This window comes from Enterococcus sp. OL5 (assembly GCF_006491895.1).
Classification (GTDB): Bacteria; Bacillota; Bacilli; order Lactobacillales; family Enterococcaceae; genus Enterococcus_D; species Enterococcus_D innesii.
Map to the genome: position 1 here is coordinate 305,442 of NZ_VHIL01000002.1, position 15,966 is coordinate 321,407.

Here is a 15,966-nt window from a genome sequence, read left to right on the forward strand (position 1 = left end):
TTCTAATCGACTCGATCAGACATTACGCATTTTTTAAACGGCGTGTTTCTTGAATTTGCGCCATTTTCACGAACGGCAAGTAGATAACGACCGACAAGATCAAGTTAACAGCTGCCAAGATTCCGCCAGCAATACTTTGTGTCGACAAAATACCGCCGATGATTGGTGGCGTCGTCCATGGTGCGATGACGGTACTTGCAGGAACTAAGCCAGTTGCGGTTGCAAAATAAGCAGTCGTTACTAAAACAAGTGGGGTCAACACATATGGGATGAACAAGATTGGGTTCAAGACAACTGGTAACCCAAACATCACTGGTTCATTGATCATGAACACACCTGGTGCAACGGATAGTTTTGCGACAGTCATATACGCTTTATGATGACGAGCAACTAAAAAGATCGCAATCAAAAGACCTAGTGTCGCACCTGTTCCGCCGATGTTCACGAAAGAATCAAAGAATGGTTTGTTCACGATATAAGGCAAATCTGTTCCTGCTTCTAATGCTCGTGCATTTGCTTCGATCGCTGGCACATTGATCGTTTGCATGAACGGGTCGATGATGTTGGCACCATGCAAACCAAAGAACCATAAGAATGCAGAGATAAAACCTAATAGCAAAGCAGCTGGGTAAGAGTTTGCCAAGCCCATGAATGGTTGTTGCACCAATTCATAGAAGGACAATACGATACTTGTCACACCAAATGCTTGGAAAATTGCTGTAAACAAAGCAAAGATCGATACGGTGATCATTGCTGGGAATAATGCAGCAAATGAACGTGAGACTGCTGGTGGTACGCCATCAGGCATGTTGATGACTAAGCGTGGGTTGCCAGCTAGACGACGGAAGATCTCAGTAGAAATGATCGATACGATTAATGCTAAAAATAATCCTTGAGAACCAAGTCCGGCAGCTGTTAACAAACCATCTGGGCCTGTCGCCATTGCACCTAATGCGAAGAAACTTGCAACTGAGATCGCCCCAGCACCTAATGCGTCTTGATTGTAGCTTTTAGCTAAATTATACGCTACTGTGAAAGCGATTAACAGACCAAGTATTGAAAAAGTACCTGCTGACAAGTTGTTCCCAAAGGCTTGCCATGTCCCTTCACCAAAAATGCCATTCATAAAATCAATATAGGCAGGAATTGGTAAGTTGTTGATCAATACCCCAAAAGAGCCTAAGATCATCAACGGCATCGTTACGATAAATCCGTCACGAATGGCCACTAGATGTCTTTGAGAGCCTATTTTAGAAGCGATCGGAATAAAGTGCTTCTCCATAAATCCAATAAATTTATCCATTGTTTTTTCTCCTTTCAAACCCTAAACAAAATAATGAAACCGATTTCTACTAAAGAATACCACGAGAACGTTTCCATGTCTAGTCTTTTCTTTATCAAAACTGTGCTTTTGTTTAACCCAGCTTATCATTTGCAAAAACAGGTGGTTTTTTAATAGAGAATTCCCTTCGGAACAAGACAGAAAAATCCGCGATTTTACACAAAAAAAGCAATGCTGATCCCTACAGCATTGCTTTTTTCATTGTTATTAAAAGCCGTTATTATCTGAAACTTCTTTAAACCAACGACCTGATTTTTTCACTGTTCGTTTAGCATCATTTGCTAAGTCAACGGAGATAAATCCGTAACGGTTCTTGTAAGCATTGGTCCATGACCAGTTGTCCATGCAAGTCCACATATGGTAGCCAACACAATTGGTTCCTTCTTGGATCGCTTGGTGGACATACTTCAAGTGGTCAGAGACAAACTCGATGCGGTAATCATCTTCGATCACGCCATCAGCATTGACGAAACGTTCTTCTCCTTCGACACCCATGCCATTTTCAGAAATGTAGCACTTGATATTGCCATAGTTTTCTCGCGTGTTTGTCAAAATATCATAGATCCCTTTTTCATAGATTTCCCATCCACGATACGGGTTCATTTTCTTGTTCGGCATATCATAGTTATCAAAGTAATCATCTGGCATTGGACTTTTCGCTTGATCGATCGGTGATTCTTTCTTCATGATACGACGAGGTTGGTAATAATTGATCCCCAACAAGTCGATCGTATTTTCGCGAATCGTTTGTAAATCATCGGCTTCCATCGCTGGTACCATATCCAATTCCTTGACGATGGTCACTAGTTCTTCTGGAAACGTCCCTTTGACCGCTGGGTCTAAGAAAGAACGATTAAAGAAGGCATCCGCGATTTGCGCTGCTTTGACATCCTCTGGATCGTTCTCATCTCTTGGGTAGCTTGGCGTCAAGTTCAAGATGATGCCGATCTCCCCATCAAGGTTCATCTCATGATAGACTTTGATGGCTTTGGCACTCGCCAACGTTTCGTGGAACCCAACTTGGACTGCATGTTTCATGTTGATCTCATTCGGATAATGGAATTGGTAAAGATAGCCGCCTTCAACAGGGACGATTGGTTCATTATGAGTGAACCATTTCTTGACACGATCACCAAATAACGTAAAGCAGGTTTGCGCAAACGCGACATAGGCATCCACGGTCTCTCGGTTCAACCAGCCGCCTTTTTCTTGCAGCGCCATTGGCATATCGAAGTGGTATAAATTCATGAAAGGTTCGATCCCGTTGGCAATCAGCTCATCAATGTAGGCATTGTAAAAATCAACGGCTTTTTGATTGACTTCTCCTTTGCCTTGCGGGAAGAGACGACTCCATTGGATCGACGTCCGAAACGTCGTATGGCCGGTTTCTTTCATGAGTTGAATATCTTCTTGATAGCGTGTGTAGACTTGCGAGGTTTTTTCAGGACCTACCCCATTGAAAAATTTCTCTGGTTCTTGCTGATACCAGTAATCCCAGATGCTTGCCCCTTTGCCATCACCTTCAAATACACCTTCTGTTTGTGGGCCACTAGCGGCTGACCCCCACCAAAAGCCTGCTGGAAATTGATAATCCATCTTCATTCACTCCTCATTTTTTCTTTGCTGCCCTAATCATAAAGGAAGCAGTTACAAAAATCAATCTTTTTTAAAATAAATGTATAGACATTTAAAATAAAACATGATACATTATCAATGTAATCGATTGCAAAAAGAAATTTAAGGAGTGAACTAATAATGAATGGTTTTATGGACAAGTTATCTGAAAAGATTTTGCCCTTGGCGAATGCCTTAGGACAAAATCGCTACCTGACCGTCTTGCGGGACGCGTTTATGCTTTCGTTCCCAATCACTATGTTTGGATCGATCGTGGTCGTTTTAAACAACCTGCCCTTCTTCAGTGATGCCACTAAAGGAACATTAGGAACGCTGTTTGGCAATGGGCAAAATGCAACAATGAGTATCATGACTGTTTTCGTTACTTTCGGTATCGGCTATTATTTATCAAAATCATATGATGTGGAAGGGATTTTTGGCGGCGCCGTTTCGTTTGCCAGCTTTTTGATCTTAACTCCTTTCTTTATGACTACTGAATCTGGCGAAACGATCTCCGGCGTGCTGTCTCTTGATCGTCTTGGCGCAAAAGGGATGTTTATCGGGATGATCGCAGCATTTTTAGCAGCTGAAATCTATTGCCGCATCACAAAACGCGGCTGGCAGATCAAAATGCCTGATGGGGTGCCACCAGCAGTTTCTAAATCTTTTGCCGCTTTGATTCCAGCAATTATCACCTTAACGGTATTTTTAGTGATCAATGCCATCATGACGGGTGTCTTCAATGCCAACTTGCATGACTTGGTTTATGAATTGATCCAAAAACCATTGACTGGACTAGGCAGCAGCTTGCCAGCAACTCTATTGGCTTTGTTCTTTGTCCAATTCCTTTGGTTCTTCGGTCTACATGGTCAAATCATCGTCAACTCTGTGATGGACCCGATTTGGAATACATTGATGTTAGACAACTTAGAAGCGTATCAAAATGGGGATGCACTGCCGCATATCGTCACAAAACCATTTATGGAAACATTCACCGTTGGATTAGGCGGTTCTGGTATGACGTTAGCCGTTGTTATCTTGATGGCTTTTGTATTGAAGAAAAAACAATACCGCGATGTGGGTCGTTTGGCTTTAGCACCAGGGATCTTTAACGTTAACGAACCAGCAATCTTCGGTATGCCGATCGTCTTGAATGCGACGATCCTGATTCCTTGGGTCGTGGCACCTCTTGTGGTAACGACCTTCAACTACTTAGTGATGGCGGCTGGACTTGTTCCTGCACCAACTGGTGTTTCTGTTCCTTGGACCGTTCCAGTGGTCTTCAGTGGTGTCTTAGCAACCAACTCTTGGTTAGGTGGTTTGCTGCAAGTCATTGACGTGGTGATCGTCGGCTTGATCTGGTATCCATTCTTACGTGTTTTAGATCGTCAAGCAGAACCATCGATCGATTAAGCGCAACGGCTGGCTGAATTTTTTCAGTCAGCCGTTCTTTTTATAAAAAAACCAAGGTTTGATTGTCGAAACCGCTTTTTTCAGCTATACTTCTTGCGAGGTGATCAGATGCCAAAATACCAAGAAATTGCCAATATTTTACGCACACGTATCAAAAACAACACGTATCCGCCTGACAGCTTACTACCGAACCAAACTGATTTGGTCGAGGAATTCGGAGTCAGCCGGATGACCATCAAAAAAGCCATCGGTATTTTAGCCATGGAAGGACTGGTTTATTCTCAGCGGGGCGCTGGAACAAAAATATTGAACCACCCATTCTTAAAAAAAGACACCACTGCTTTAACGGTCTATGAAGGCTTGTCAACGGAAATGGGCAAAGCTGGCCGCAAGCTAGTCAGTCAAGTCATCGATTTTCAAGTCGAATTTCCTGACCAAACGATCCAAGAAAAGTTGATGTTGACGGAAGAACAGCCGATCTATAGTATTGTCCGCTTGCGGATTCTTGAAGACCAGCCGTTTATTTTAGAATATACCTATATGCCGGTCCATTTGGTGCCCAATTTAACTCGTGGCCATTTAGAAAGTTCTATCTACCGTTATGTCAAAGAGGAACTAGGGGTCCAGTTTGCTGGCGCCTACCGCACCATCGTCGCTGATAAAAGTACCGCGTACGATCAACAGTATTTGGACTGTAAAGCCGATGATCCGGTCTTAGAGATCGAACAGATCGTCTATCAGAAAAATGGCTCACCTATCGAATTTTCCCGTAGTCGCAACCGTTATGACGTGCGGGCCTACTCTTATTTAGATGTCCAGCACTAAAAAGACCTACCCACGATTTTCTTCCATCAGAAACCGTGGGCAGGTCTTTTTGTTGGTGCATTCGTTGCTTCGTTTACTTTTTCGCTGAGGGTTGGAATCGTTTCAGCCGCAAGGCATTTAATAAAACGGATACCGAGCTGAAGCTCATGGCCGCCCCAGCGATCATTGGATTGAGCAAGGGGCCCCCGAAAAGATGCAGCACACCCATTGCGACAGGGATGCCTAAGACGTTATAAGCAAAAGCCCAGAAAAGATTTTCTTTGATGTTTTTGATGGTTGCCCGACTTAACTCGATCGCTGATGGGACGTCCATCAGATCGCTGCGCATCAGTACGATGTCTGCCGATTCGATGGCGACATCGGTACCAGAGCCGATCGCGATCCCTACATCGGCTTGGGCTAACGCGGGCGCATCATTGATCCCGTCACCTACCATCGCAACCTTTTGGCCTTTGGCTTGCAGGCCAGCTACTTTGGCGGCTTTATCTTCTGGCAAGACGTCACTGATCACTTCATCGATACCGACTTGTTTGGCGATGGCTTGGGCCGTTCGGGCATTGTCCCCCGTGATCATTGCTACGTACAAGCCCATTTGATGCAACCGTTCAATAGCTTTTCGACTGCTTTCTTTGATAGTATCTGCCACAGCGATGATCCCGATCGCTTCGCCGTCTTTGGCAACATACATCGGTGTTTTCCCTTCGTGAGCCAATTGTTGGGCTTGCTCGATCAGGCCATCGAGGGCAACGTTTTGTTTTTCCAGCCATTTCTGGTTGCCTAATAGGACTGGACTGCCAGCAATCGTGCCTTGTATCCCATGCCCTGGGATCGCTTCAAACCCGTCAACTTCTTGCAGGGAGAGCGCCTGCGTGCGGGCTTCGATCACAATGGCTTCGCCTAATGGATGTTCTGAGCCTTTTTCAACAGAAGCCGCCAGTTGCAGCAATTCCGTCGGCGTGTGGTTGCCGGCAGGCAGGAGATCGGTTACGACTGGTTTGCCTTCTGTGATCGTGCCGGTTTTATCAAAGACGATCGTCGTCACGTTTCTAGCTGTTTCTAACGCATCGCCGCTTTTGATCAAGACGCCATTTTCTGCCCCTTTTCCCGCACCCACCATGATGGCGGTCGGTGTCGCTAATCCTAAGGCACACGGACAAGCAATCACTAATACAGAGATCGTAATGGTCAATGAGAAGATCCAGGTTTCTTGTCCTAAGAAAAACCAAGCAAGTCCTGCAAAAACCGCCAAGACCATCACGATCGGGACAAACACACCCGAAACTTTGTCAGCCATGCGGGCAATCGGCGCTTTGGATCCTTGGGCATTTTCTACTAACTGAATGATTTGCGCTAATGTTGAATCTTCTCCCACATTGGTGGCTTCGTATTGAAACGAGCCGTTTTTGTTGATACTGGCGCCGATCACCCGATCACCGACTTGTTTTTCGATAGGTAAGCTTTCTCCGGTGATCATTGATTCATCGATGGCAGAGCGTCCTTGGGTAACGATCCCATCCACAGGAATCTTTTCACCAGGTCGTACGACTAAGATATCGCCGGCTGCGACTTCTTCAATACCCACTTCGACTTCTTCGGCTTGATGCCCGCTGCCGCGAAGCACACGGGCTTTTTTCGGTGCGAGATCCAACAACTTCTTGATGGCTTCGGAGGTTTTGCCCTTCGAGACCGACTCAAGGTATTTTCCTAAGGTAACTAATGCCAAAATAACGGCGGCCGTTTCATAGTACAAGTGCATCGCATAGTGGGTCGTGCCCAGGTAGACCATCACGGTCCCATAAATACTATAAAAGAAGGCAGCACTGGTTCCCAATGCGACGAGGGAATCCATGTTGGGATGGCCTTTCCAAAGCGCTTTGAAACCAGCAATGTAAAAGGCGCGACCGAGGACCATCACCGGTAAGACCAAAAGCAATTGAGTGGTAACGAAATTGACTGGATAGGCCATCGGATCTAAAAAGCCAGGGATCGGCAAACCGATCATTTCCCCCATCGTCAAATAGAACAAGGGGATCGTAAAGAGCGCCGAAAGCCAAAACCGTTGCCATAAAGCACGAATCTCTGCCTGTTTTGAATCCACCTTGTCGGCAGAAGCGGTCGGCAGCTGTGCATCATAGCCCGCCTCTTTCACGGCAGCTGCGATCTTCGCGGCGGTCACTTGATCTTGTTGATAGCTGACCGTCAGGTTTTCTGTTGCCAGATTGACGGAGGCTTGCTCCACACCCGCTAATTTTTGGACAGCTTTTTCTACTGTTTGGGCACAAGACGCACAGGTCATGCCCGAGATGGCAAAGGTCTCTTGTTTTTGAGAGCCGATCAGTTGATAGCCCGTTGCTTTGATGGCCGCAGCGAGTGTTTCTTCGGTGAGCTGCTGCTCATCATAACGAATATGTAATTTTTCAGTAGCCAAATTGACCGCTGCTTGGTCGACCCCCGCCAGCTTGCTGACTGTTTTTTCGACGGTCTGGGAACAAGACGCACAGGTCATCCCTTTTACCCCATAATTCTTTTCGATCATTGTTTCCTTCCTCCTTGCTTGCTAGGCAAACTCATTAACCTTTTATGTTTACAGTTGTAATCTTTTTCTACTTTACAATTATCGTTTACACTTGTCAACGATAATACTCAAAAAAAGGACGTTCTCCTTTGAAGCGGCCCAAAAAGCGAGACTTTTGGTCTACCTTTGGGCGGTCGCTACAGGTGGAACGTACTTTTTTCTAAGAAACGATCACTGCCGTTGCAGGGGTCGTTTCGCTTATTCAGGTATTGGTTTTAGGAGGCTAGCACTCTTGCCCGTTGGTTTTGATCAGCTCTTGGTACCAGTAGAAACTGTCTTTCTTGTAGCGTGCCAAAGATCCTTCTTGCGTTTCATCTTGGTCGACATAGACAAAGCCATAGCGTTTTTGGTAGCCATTCAACCAGCTTAGCAAATCAGTGAAGGACCAGGTGCAATAGCCAAGAACTTCCGTGCCGTCGCTGATCGCTTCTTTGATGGCATGGACATGACCTGCTAAATAATCGATGCGGTATTGGTCATGGATTTGATGATCGTCGGTTAGTTTATCGTATTCACCAAGTCCGTTTTCTGTAATGATCACAGGCACCCGATAACGGCTAGTGATTCGTCGTAAAGCGATTCGCAGCCCTTGAGGATCGATCTCCCAATCCCAATTCGTCCGTTCCACAAATGGATTTTCGGCTTTTTTGAACATTCCTGGTGTCCCGGTTTCTTCGGAGCTGCCTTTTTTCCCAGTGGTGTTCATTTTCCCCGCACCGACACCATCTAATGGATTGTAGGCATTTGTTGCTGTTTGGTAATAGTTGATCCCTAAGAAATCTGGTTTTGCTGAACGCAGCAAGTCCATATCTCCTGGTTCGATCGTTGGCGCGATCCCTTGCTCTTTCAAGTAATTCATTGCAGCAATCGGGTATTCGCCCCATAGATAGACGTCTAACCAATAATGCGCCATCAAGTCTTCCGCGTTTTCAGCTGCCAAAATATTTTTCGGGTCGCTGTTGATTGGGTAGTTTGGTGAGTAGGCGAAACTTGGTCCGATTTTCCCTGGGATTTTCATCTCATGGAACTTGTTGATCACCGAAGCATTCGCCAAGTTAGCGATATGATTGACTTCATACATACGTTTAGGATCGGTCACTCCTGGTGGATGGGCAGCTAAAAGATAGCCTAAAGAAGTAAAGATATTTTGTTCATTCAAGCTGACCCAATAGTGGACTTTGCCGCGAAAGGCTTCAAACAATACGGCCGCATAGTTGGTGAAATCTTCAATGATTTTGCGAGATTCCCAGCCACCGTATTCTTCTTGCAAAGCTCGTGGCAGATCCCAATGGTACAAGGTCACCATCGGTTCGATCCCTGCTTTTATCAGTTCATCGATCAATGCTAAATAAAAGTCTAACCCTGCTTGATTGACTTCTCCTCGTCCTTCTGGAAAAATCCGTGTCCAAGCAATAGAAAAACGATAGGTTTTCAATCCTTGTTCTTTCATCAAGGCAACATCTTCTTTGAAGCGGTGATAATGGTCGACTGCGACATCTCCGTTCGTTGCTTTAAAGGTTTTTCCTGGAATGCGGACAAAATCGTCCCAAACCGAAGCGCCTTTGCCGTCTTCTTGCCATGCGCCTTCTACTTGATAGGCTGCTGATGCTGAACCCCATAAAAAATCATTGGGGAATTCTTTTAGTTGTTTATGATCCAATTGTTTCCCTTCTTTCTGTTTGATGATACCCCTTTCTTAAGTATACCGATAATTGCCTGATTTGTCATAAGAAGATTTTGTACCTATGCCAAGAAAGCCGATGGCACGCAAAAAACATCCTTGCAAGCAGTGGGTCACTCCTTGCAAGGATGCGGACTAGCTATGGATCATGCGTCAAATTGTGCCTGATAAAGTGCGGCATAACGCCCCTCTTTGGCTACTAACTCTTCGTGGGTCCCTTGCTCTACGATATTGCCCTGTTCCACCACGAGGATCGTGTCGGCATGTCGAATCGTGGACAAGCGATGGGCGATCACAAAGGAGGTTTTGCCTTTCATCAATTTGGTCATCGCTGCTTGGATCAGCAGCTCCGTTTGCGTGTCAACATTCGATGTGGCTTCATCAAGAATCAACAGATCGGCATCCAACAGCATCGCTCGTGCAATCGTCAATAGTTGTTTTTGCCCTTGTGAAATACCGGTTCCGTCTTCAGAAATCAAAGTATCATAGCCTTTTGGCAGGCTCATAATAAAGTCATGGATATGGGCGGCTTGTGCAGCAGCTTGGACTTCTGCCATCGTCGCATTCGCCTTGCCGTAGGCCAAATTGTCGAAAATCGTTCCCGTGAACAGCCAGGTGTCTTGCAGCACCATCGCATAGCTTTGCCGTAAGCTGCGGCGTGTCGCTTGGCGGATATTTTTGCCGTCTAAACGAATCGCTCCTTGGTCAGGGTCATAAAACCGCATCAAGAGGTTCACGATGGTGGTTTTCCCCGCTCCGGTCGGTCCGACGATCGCGACCAAGCTGCCAGCTGGTACTTGTAGCGAAAGGTCTTTGATGATGGGCTGCTGTGCTTGATAGCCGAAGGTCACATGGTCAAAGGCGACCTCACCAGACACCTCGTGGTATTCGTAGGCTCCAGGAACATCAGAAACTTCCGGTTCTTCATCCAGCAAACGGAAGATCCGTTCTGCCGCCGCCAATGCTGATTGCAAATCGCTGAAGATGTTGGCTAACTCATTGATTGGTCCTGAGAATTTTCTGGAGTAAAGAACAAAGGAAGAAACGTTCCCGAGTGTCAGATGACCGAACAAAAACAGCAAAGCGCCAAACATACTGATCAAGGACAACGACAGATTGTTGATAAAGTTGATGGAAGGACCAGTCATACTGCCGTAGTACTCAGCATTGTAATAGGCATCCACCGCTTCTTGGTTTTTTTCGTCAAAACGGCTGATGATCGCTTCTTCTTGGTTATACAGCTTGATCGTTTGCTGACCAGAAATAATCTCTTCCACAAAACCGTTCAGTTCGCCTAATTTGCGGGAACGACGGCGAAACAATGGTTGAAATTTGCTCATCAAAAAGCGGGTCAAAAAGATCGAAGCGGGAACCGTTACGACAAAAATCAGCACCAGCAGCGGCGAAATCAAAACCATCATCACAAACGAACCAATGATCGTCACAAGACTGCTGAGGACTTGAATGGCATCGCTGGCCAATGACGTATTGATGGTATCGACGTCATAACTGATGCGGCTGATGATATCCCCAGTGGCGACTCGGTCAAAATACCCCACCGGCAGTTCGGTGATTTTATCAAAAATCGCCTTGCGCATCGCTGCCACCACCCGCTGACTCAAGCGGATCATCATGAGCGAAATCAGATAACTAAGAAGGGAAGACGCAAGATAAAACAGCAGCATCAGCCCACAATAAAAGAAGACTCGGTCAAAAATGACCTTGCCGGGACCCGGTTGAATGGCATCAATGGCGTATCCTGAAAGCAAAGGGCCCACCAAGGCGAAGATGTTGCTGGCCATCATCAATACAGCGGCTGCCAACAGGAGTCCTTTGTACTTGTAGAGATAGCCCCACAAACGCCGGAGTGTTTTCTTGCTATCCTTGGGTTTTTCCGTTTTTTTCTTCGGCATCGTCAGCACCTCCTGTCTGACCTTGATAAATGGCTTGGTAGATCGCATTTTCTGCTAGTAATTCTTGGTGACTGCCAAAGCCGTTCATTTGACCGTTTTCCAGTACCAAAATTTTGTCGGCATGCTGGATCGAGCTGATCCGCTGCGCGATCAAGACCGTCGTCGTCTGTTGAAACTGCTGTCTCAGGACCTTGCGCAACTGAGCGTCGGTTCGATAATCCAGCGCACTGGCAGAATCATCCAAAATCAAAATCTCTGGATCCCCTGCCAATGCCCGCGATAACAAGACCCGCTGCTTTTGACCCCCGCTTAAATTGCTGCCTTTGGCATGCAGTGGATGAGCTAAGCGCTTGGGTAGTTGATTGATAAACTCCTTGGCTTGGGCGCGAGCCGCCGCTTCTTCGATCTGTTCTTTGGAAAACCGCCGACCAAAAGCGATATTTTCTTCGATCGTTTCCGCAAAAAGCACGTCTTTTTGTAAGACGACACCGAATAACTGATGCAGCTCCGTCGGATCGATGGAGCGAATGTCGCGACCAGCGATGCGGATCATGCCCTTCGTTGGGTCATAGAGCCGCAGCAGTAGTTTGACGATCGTTGATTTTCCACTACCAGTCGCACCGATGATCCCTAAGGTTTCTCCCGGCTGCAAGGAAAAATCGATGTCTTTCAGCACCTGGGTACCGTTAGGATAGGTGAAGGAAACTTTTTCAAAAACGATATGCGCCGACTCTTCTTTGACAGGCGCCTCAATGACTTGCATATTTTGCGGCAGGCGCAAGACGGATTGGATCCGATCGGCAGAAGCCAGCCCCTTCGACACGATTACAAAGATGCGCGTGATACTGAGCATGGCATTCAAAATGATCGTAAAATAGGTCAAAAAGGCGATGATGACCCCTGGTTGGGTCAACCCTTGATTGACGCGAAAGGCACTGACAACGATCACCAATGTCAACCCGATATTCAAAAAGAGGTCCATCAGGGGTGGTGTCGCAGCCATCGTTCGATTAGCAGTGGTTTCCGCAGCTACTACGTCTTGATTGACGTGGTCAAAGCGTTTTTTCTCGTAATCTGCTTTGGACAAGGCCTTGATCACCCGAGCCCCAGTCACATTTTCACGGACAGTTCGCACTAACACATCCACTTGCTTTTGCAATGAGGCAAACAAAGGGATCCCCCGTTTGGAGATGGTGACTGCTGCCACTAAAGTGAAGGGCAAGACGCCTACTAAGACCAGTGTCAAAACGGGATCTAATGTAGCAGTGATCATGATTCCCCCTAATAACAGAATCGGGGCACGAATCCCCATCCGTTGGATCATCCCTACCGTTTGATGGATGTTGTAAGTGTCTGTCGTCAAGCGAGACACCAAGGAAGGAATCCCGACTTCTTCGACTTGCGGAATCGACAGATAGGAAACTTTTTCAAATAAATCATGGCGAATACTACCGGTGGTATCGCGAGCAACACTAGAGGCCATCCGATTAGCGATGATATTGGTGACGACTGCGATGATGGAGCAGACCACCATCGCCCCACCCCAAGCAAAAATCGCAGATACCTGCTTCGTGGGAATCACAGAATCGATGATATACGCCAAAATCCAAGGCAATAGCAAGTCCATCAGGGAGCCGAAGAATTTGATGCTGACGCCAAGGGAGATGCGGCCGATATAGGGTTTTAAATATTGAGTCAAAAGATTCATTCCATCGCCTCATCTTTCGCTAAAAGCCGCTGGGAATTTTCTTTGACGATTTCTAGATCGGCGATCAACTGCTGCTGTTGGGCAGCAGAAAAACCTGCTACGACTTGTTCATTCCAGCTTTGAAGCAGCTGTTGGATCTTTGGTTGGACGACAAGTGCTTTTTCGGTTGGATAAACCAGTAATTGTCGTTTGTCGGTGGGACTGCTGGTTCTAGTGACAAATCCTCGTTCTTCTAGGATCGCTAGTTGACGGGCAACATTGCTTTTATTCACAAAAATCTTCTTGGCTAAGGCTTCTTGACTGATCCCCGGTTGACGGCAAATGTTTAAGATATAGGTATGATGCATCCCGCCTAAACCAAATTTTTTCAGTTCTTTTTCCCGATAAAGGGTAGCGAGACGGGCAATATGATTGATTGAGCGGATAATGGCTTCCATGAGCACTCCTGCCTTTCTTAGTTCTTCAAAGTGTCTAATCTATTATAAGGAATAATCGTTGCGTACGCAACGATTGTTGTTTCTCTCGGAAAAAAATAGGTACACTGTTGCTGATCAACAAAAAAAGAACTTCAGCCCTCTCGCTGAAGTTCTTTTTTGATTCATTTTATTCAGATTCTTTCAATAAAGCTTGTACGACCTTACGACGACGATACAGCTGTCTTGTTTTCCAGCTGATAAAGCCGATGAGTAAAGCGAGCCAAGAAATGATCGTCAGCCATAAAGCTCCGTCGAAAAACCAAGGTGCGTCGTAATCAACGACTAAGACATTCTCCCCTGCTTGCTGTTGGACAGAAACGGCACCAATAGCACTCAAAGAGACATCTTTCTCAGTTAGTGGCTGCTGATTGAGGGTCAATTCAGTATATCGGTAATTGATGATCGGTAACGCCTTCCACGCCTCTTGATCACCTTGCCAACGTAAAGTAAGTTTCCCGTTTTCCACGGTTTTTGCCACGGTATCATTTTTTTCAATGATTTCTTCCCCGTACAAATTGTACTTGTTCTTCTTGGTTTCTTGATAGAGGGGCAGATAATCTGGCGTAGAACGTTGATACAGCGCTAATGCTAAGGACTTGTCTTTACTAAAATAGGCTTCCTTCAATTGCGCTTCAGATTCCGCCGACAGATAGGTGTGGTTTCGCAGTGAAACCGCCGCTTCATCGGAGTGCCAGTCCTGCATTTTGACCGTGTTTTGGATCAGGATTTGACCAACACTCAAGACTAAAACGAGGACGAACCAACGCGGATTTGCCAATGGCTTGCCCCGATAATAAGGAACTAGCAGGCACAAACCGACTAAGATCAAAATCGTGGCCGGAACAAAGAACCGAAAAGGAAATTGCAGTAAATTGATCACACCGTTGTCCAGACTGCCTAGCCATTGCCAAGGAATAGCGTTCGATGATAAAACGAAAAAGACTGCTGCAGCTGCCGTCATTAATTTGAAGCCGCCAGATAGACGCGGCCAGACACGGATCGCACCGCAAAAGAACAAAGCACATAAGATGGGCAGCAGATACGGAGTCGTCCACCAATAGCTGCTGGTTCCAGTAATGGTATTGTTCTGCATGTTGCGATTCACAAAAGGCGCGATCAACGTGTTACTCGTATAAAGATCCAACATCCCTAACCAAATATTGGCGGTCAGTAGCAAGAAGATCCCGATCGCTCCTGCTAAGCGCAGCACCAATTGTCGTTTTTCTTCGCCAGAAGTCCCAACAAAAAAGGCGCGTAAGAAAAAGGGTACGTATAAGAACACTAACAAGATGCTTGAAAACACATGGATTTGAAATAAGACCGCCACGGAAACCCCTACCGCAAAAGGCCGTAACCGTTTATGTTCCCCTAGTGCGATCAGTGGGATCAGGCACAGTGGCAGCACAGCCGCCCCCCAAGCAGAAAAGCCCTGCCGCTCAATCCAATACTGGACAGAATAGGTCGCCATAAACAGGACGCTCATCCCCACTGACAGCCAACCATTGACTCGTAATTTCTTTAATAAGCCAAACATCGAAAACCCTGCTAACAAATAGAGCAGCCCGTTGGCGAGCAACTGGTAGGAAAACCACGAAGGACTCAGCAAGACCAGCAGTCCTTGGAAATAAGCAAAAAAGGGCCCATATAATGCATTGACGATACGAGCAGATTGCTGAAACCCGTAGATAGAAAGAAAATATTGAAAATTGCCCTCTTTGATCTGCTGGCTAGTCTCATAAAAACGATTGAAGTGAAAGACCACATCAGAGCCCAAAATCATGCCTTGGCCTAGGATCTGCGGTAATAAAAAAACACCACTCATTGCAATCAGAATCACCACTTGCCAGAAAAGCGGCTTTTGTACTATTTTTTGTTTCAAAAAAAAAACCTCCTTGCACCTTTTCGGTACGCTCATAAAAAGAGTACCAGATAGGGACGAGGAGGGGAAAAAGAAAGCTTAGTGAAAAGGGATACATGGTAAAAATTTAACCAATTACTAAACTTTTCTAGGTTTTAGGTGGTCGTTTCTTTGCTTTTTCTCAAATTTATTGGGTGATCGTTTGCCAGCTTTCCAGTAGTTCGCTTAAAAGCGGGACGACCGTCTCTGCAGGGGCTGCCTCTTTTTGGACATTGGCACTGACCAGCTGATCGTACATATAGCCATACAGCTGATCGAGATCTTCAGCAATAGCGCCGCCTTGCTCACGGTCTAAAGAGACCCGTAATTCCAATAAAATATTCTGCGCCTTGACAAATTGCTGATGGGCTTGGCTCAACTCTTCTTTTTCCAATGCGATCACTGCTAATTTGATATTTTTGATGGCTGCTTGCAACAGCATTTCAATCAGCTTGTTGGGGGAGGCACTCATTACTTGGTTCTGCAGATAGTTGTTTTGCATTTTTTGATAATTCATCTTTT

11 protein-coding genes are annotated in these 15,966 nt (G+C 46.0%); 2 read left to right on the forward strand and 9 right to left on the reverse strand.

The features are described from left to right. Positions 1–22: 22 nt before the first annotated feature. Complete coding sequence (locus tag FJU10_RS03985; RefSeq protein WP_061053571.1) at positions 23–1,303, reverse strand: PTS sugar transporter subunit IIC; 1,281 nt, start codon at positions 1,301–1,303, stop codon at positions 23–25. A gap of 246 nt (positions 1,304–1,549) precedes the next feature. Then, entirely contained in the window at positions 1,550–2,938 is a 1,389-nt protein-coding gene (locus tag FJU10_RS03990; protein ID WP_411268833.1) for a glycoside hydrolase family 1 protein, read from the reverse strand. A 159-nt stretch (positions 2,939–3,097) separates the two neighbouring features. Between FJU10_RS03990 and celB the strand changes: the two genes are divergently transcribed. Further along, positions 3,098–4,369, forward strand: a complete 1,272-nt coding sequence (gene celB / locus FJU10_RS03995; RefSeq protein WP_005226670.1) for a PTS cellobiose transporter subunit IIC — start codon at positions 3,098–3,100, stop codon at positions 4,367–4,369. Positions 4,370–4,477: 108 nt separating this feature from the next. Further along, positions 4,478–5,194 carry a GntR family transcriptional regulator gene (locus FJU10_RS04000; RefSeq protein ID WP_140965218.1) on the forward strand — a complete coding sequence of 239 codons (717 nt, stop codon included), beginning with the start codon at positions 4,478–4,480 and terminating at the stop codon, positions 5,192–5,194. A gap of 73 nt (positions 5,195–5,267) precedes the next feature. On the opposite strand, the gene FJU10_RS04005 is transcribed toward FJU10_RS04000, so the two are convergent. From FJU10_RS04005 to fliS, 7 genes are all read right to left on the reverse strand, one after another. Beyond that, complete coding sequence (locus FJU10_RS04005) at positions 5,268–7,730, reverse strand: heavy metal translocating P-type ATPase (protein WP_140965219.1); 2,463 nt, start codon at positions 7,728–7,730, stop codon at positions 5,268–5,270. Between the two features lie 262 nt (positions 7,731–7,992). Continuing rightward, positions 7,993–9,429: a glycoside hydrolase family 1 protein gene (locus FJU10_RS04010; RefSeq protein ID WP_140965220.1), complete on the reverse strand. Its 1,437-nt coding sequence runs from the start codon at positions 9,427–9,429 to the stop codon at positions 7,993–7,995. 167 nt (positions 9,430–9,596) lie between these two features. Beyond that, positions 9,597–11,363, reverse strand: coding sequence for an ABC transporter ATP-binding protein (locus FJU10_RS04015; RefSeq protein ID WP_140965221.1), 1,767 nt, complete (start codon positions 11,361–11,363; stop codon positions 9,597–9,599). Next, entirely contained in the window at positions 11,329–13,071 is a 1,743-nt protein-coding gene (locus FJU10_RS04020; protein ID WP_140965222.1) for an ABC transporter ATP-binding protein, read from the reverse strand. The genes FJU10_RS04015 and FJU10_RS04020 overlap by 35 nt, the downstream gene beginning before the upstream one ends. Next, a complete protein-coding gene (locus tag FJU10_RS04025; RefSeq protein WP_140965223.1) occupies positions 13,068–13,508 on the reverse strand; it encodes a MarR family winged helix-turn-helix transcriptional regulator in 441 nt (146 codons plus the stop codon). The genes FJU10_RS04020 and FJU10_RS04025 overlap by 4 nt, the downstream gene beginning before the upstream one ends. 166 nt (positions 13,509–13,674) lie before the next feature. Then, positions 13,675–15,426: a hypothetical protein gene (locus FJU10_RS04030; RefSeq protein WP_140965224.1), complete on the reverse strand. Its 1,752-nt coding sequence runs from the start codon at positions 15,424–15,426 to the stop codon at positions 13,675–13,677. A 166-nt stretch (positions 15,427–15,592) separates the two neighbouring features. Continuing rightward, positions 15,593–15,961 carry a flagellar export chaperone FliS gene (fliS, locus tag FJU10_RS04035; RefSeq protein ID WP_008376567.1) on the reverse strand — a complete coding sequence of 123 codons (369 nt, stop codon included), beginning with the start codon at positions 15,959–15,961 and terminating at the stop codon, positions 15,593–15,595. Between the last annotated feature and the right edge of the window lie 5 nt (positions 15,962–15,966).

Bases quoted from the DNA above. Each gene is read 5' to 3' on its own strand.
- celB (WP_005226670.1), top strand. From the start codon at position 3,098: ATGAATGGTTTTATGGACAAGTTATCTGAAAAGATTTTGCCCTTGGCG.
- FJU10_RS03990 (WP_411268833.1), bottom strand. From the start codon at position 2,938: ATGGATTATCAATTTCCAGCAGGCTTTTGGTGGGGGTCAGCCGCTAGT.
- FJU10_RS04015 (WP_140965221.1), bottom strand. From the start codon at position 11,363: ATGCCGAAGAAAAAAACGGAAAAACCCAAGGATAGCAAGAAAACACTC.
- FJU10_RS04000 (WP_140965218.1), top strand. From the start codon at position 4,478: ATGCCAAAATACCAAGAAATTGCCAATATTTTACGCACACGTATCAAA.
- FJU10_RS04005 (WP_140965219.1), bottom strand. From the start codon at position 7,730: ATGATCGAAAAGAATTATGGGGTAAAAGGGATGACCTGTGCGTCTTGT.
- fliS (WP_008376567.1), bottom strand. From the start codon at position 15,961: ATGAATTATCAAAAAATGCAAAACAACTATCTGCAGAACCAAGTAATG.
- FJU10_RS04020 (WP_140965222.1), bottom strand. From the start codon at position 13,071: ATGAATCTTTTGACTCAATATTTAAAACCCTATATCGGCCGCATCTCC.
- FJU10_RS04025 (WP_140965223.1), bottom strand. From the start codon at position 13,508: ATGGAAGCCATTATCCGCTCAATCAATCATATTGCCCGTCTCGCTACC.
- FJU10_RS03985 (WP_061053571.1), bottom strand. From the start codon at position 1,303: ATGGATAAATTTATTGGATTTATGGAGAAGCACTTTATTCCGATCGCT.